This is a genomic window from Streptomyces sp. NPDC054840 (assembly GCF_053611065.1).
The window spans coordinates 1-2,608 of record NZ_JBSGZP010000857.1 but is presented as its reverse complement, the minus strand read 5'-3'; the positions used below and the strand labels follow the sequence as shown (position 1 = coordinate 2,608).

Below are 2,608 nucleotides of genomic sequence, written 5' to 3'. Positions count from 1 at the left end.
CGCGACGGAACGGGGGTGGCCGGTGAATCCTGCGGACCTCCGTCGATCGCGGCCAGGGCGCTGCCCGCCAGCCAGGTCCGCCAGTCCAGGTTCCAGTCCCCGAAACCGTTGTCGAAGGGGGCCATCTTCGCTCCGCCGCTGTTGACCACCTCCACGATGTCTCCTTCGCGGACGGTGTCGAAGAACCAGGCCGCGTCCTCGGTGCTCATGCCCGTGCAGCCGTGACTGACGTTCTCCTCGCCCTGCGCCTCGACCGACCAGGGCGCGGCGTGGATGTACTCGCCGCTCCAGGTCACCCGGGTCGCGTAGAAGACGGGCAGGTCGTAGAACTCGCTGGTGCCGCGCTTGATACCCACGGTGTCACCGCGCATGCGGACCTCGGGCTCCTTGCGCAGCACGACCTTGATGCCGCTGCGGGTCCTGAAGCCCGCCTTGCCGGTGGTGACCGGGATCGTCCTGATGACCCGTCCGTTGCGGCGTACGGTCATCCGGTGGGTGGCGGAGTCGGTGACGGCCTCGATCCGGTCCCCGATGGTGAACTGCACGTCGTTGGAGGGGCCGCCGTAGTCGTGGTTCCCGACCTCGACCCCGTCGAGGCCGCTGCGCACGCGGACGACGGTGTGGGCGGGCCAGTACGTACGCGGCCGGAAGTGCAGGGTCGATTCGTCGACCCAGTGCCACGCGCCCTCGACATGGGGCTCCGAGGTCACTTGCAGGGCCCCCTCCAGCCGGGCCCGGGCCGGGAGGTCGTCGGCGGGCACCGGGCGGCTGAGGCTCGCCGTCACGATCTCCCCCGCTCCGTACGTGCCGGGGCCCGGCCCGAACTCGACGGTCAACCTGTCCCCGTCCGCGGGCGGCGCGGTCCGGAACGTCATGGTCACGCCGACCGCGGACCCGTCCGCGTCGAGGGCGCCGACCTGCACGGTGTACGTCTCCCCCGCACGCAGCGGCTCGCTGTTCAGCCAGCGCTCGCTGTGCGGGGCGAGCTCACCGGCGAGGTGGCGGCCGTGGCCGTCGCGGACCGTGACGTCCGTGAGGCGGCCCGGTTCCGCCAGGGCGATCTGGAGCGGCCCGCCGGAGTCCGTGGGGAGCACGCCGGCTCGGGCGGTCCGTGCCGAGTCGCCGAGGGCGGGTTCCTTCACGACGGATCCCGCCCCGCGCGCGGTGGCCCGTACCCGCTGCTCCTGCCAGCCGCTGCACAGTCCGGGCCGGAACATGCGCACCGCGCACGGCCCGTCGCCCGACTCGCGGCCCTCGTCCAGCACTCTCCCGACCAGCAGGGTCACCGAGGCCTCGCGCGGCGGGCCCGCCAGGGTCCCCTCCGCGGTGCCCGCATCGGGCGCGCGGCCCGGCGCTGCGGCGACGACCAGCATGGCCCCCGTCACCGCAGCCACGGCGCCCCACGCCTTGGTCGGTTGTCTCCGTCGCATTCGTGGCATAGCCCTATCAAAGCGATGTGACACCAAAATGATGATCATCCCCTCGGTACTGCGGCCGAACGGGCACCCAAGAGAACTCGGACGGAGCACAGGACCCGCCCCCGACGAGCGGGGAACGGCCGCGGGCCCGATACTCGGATGCCCTCGGGCGGGCGGCCCGCGACAATGCGGCCATGGCTATCGCTATCCGCACCGCACGACTGGACGAACTGACCGTCCTCCAGGACATCGAGAGGGCCGCCGGTCGCTGCTTCCGGGACATCGGCATGCCGGAGATCGCCGACGACGAGCCGCTGACGCTCGACGAACTCGCCGCCTACCAACGCTCCGGACTGGCCTGGGTGTCGGTCGACGGGGCCGACGTCCCGGGCGCGTACCTGATCGCCGAGCGCGTCGAGGGCAATCTGCACGTCGAGCAGGTGTCCGTCCATCCGGATCGCGCGCGCCGCGGGCTGGGCCGGGGGCTGCTGGAGCACCTGGCGGAGTTCGCCGGGCGCGAGGCCGCGCCCGCCCTGACCCTCACCACCTTCTCCGAGGTCCCGTGGAACGCCCCGTACTACGCACGCTGCGGGTTCCGGCAGCTGGACGACAGGGGGCTCACGCCGGGCCTGCGGGAGATCCGCGAGCGCGAGGCGGCGCACGGTTTGGACCGGTGGCCCCGCGTCTGCATGCGGCGCGACCTGTGAGCGCGCCTCGGACCGGTTCCTCCCCCGCCGAGACCGGTCGACGGCCCTCGGACGGCCGTGGCTCGATCCGGGCGCGTACGCACTTGCACCCCCCTCTTCGCCGAGCGCGAACCGGCATCGCGGGTGTGCTCACGTTGTGCTGAGGTGGCCCGATGGATCTTCTTGTACTGGGTGGGACGGCATGGCTGGGGCGTGAGATCACACGCCAGGCACTGGAGCGGGGTCATACCGTGACCTGCCTGGCGCGCGGCGAGAGCGGCGCCGTCGCGCCCGGCGCCCGGCTGGTGGCCGCGGACCGGAACAAGGAGTCCGCGTACGCGGAACTCCTCGAACGGGACCGCGACTGGGACGCCGTGATCGAGGTGTCCTGGCAGCCGGCCTTCGTCCGCGGCGCGCTCGCGGCTCTCGCGGGGCGAGCCCGGCACTGGACCTACGTCTCCTCCATCAGCGCCTACGCCGACCACGGCGCGGTCGGCGCCGACG

At 72.7% G+C, this 2,608-nt stretch carries 3 protein-coding genes; 2 read left to right on the top strand and 1 reads right to left on the bottom strand.

The window, feature by feature from the left end; all coding sequences use genetic code 11:
- Nucleotides 1-1,394 (bottom strand): Ig-like domain-containing protein (locus ACWGIU_RS35115; protein ID WP_453712147.1); only part of this gene is annotated, 1,394 nt, incomplete at its 3' end.
- Nucleotides 1,395-1,612: 218 nt separating this feature from the next.
- Here ACWGIU_RS35115 and ACWGIU_RS35110 point away from each other — a divergent pair.
- A complete protein-coding gene (locus ACWGIU_RS35110) occupies nt 1,613-2,125 on the top strand; it encodes a GNAT family N-acetyltransferase (protein ID WP_453712146.1) in 513 nt (170 codons plus the stop codon).
- A gap of 152 nt (nt 2,126-2,277) precedes the next feature.
- Nucleotides 2,278-2,608: NAD-dependent epimerase/dehydratase family protein (locus tag ACWGIU_RS35105; RefSeq protein WP_453712145.1), on the top strand; the 331-nt coding region annotated here is incomplete at its 3' end.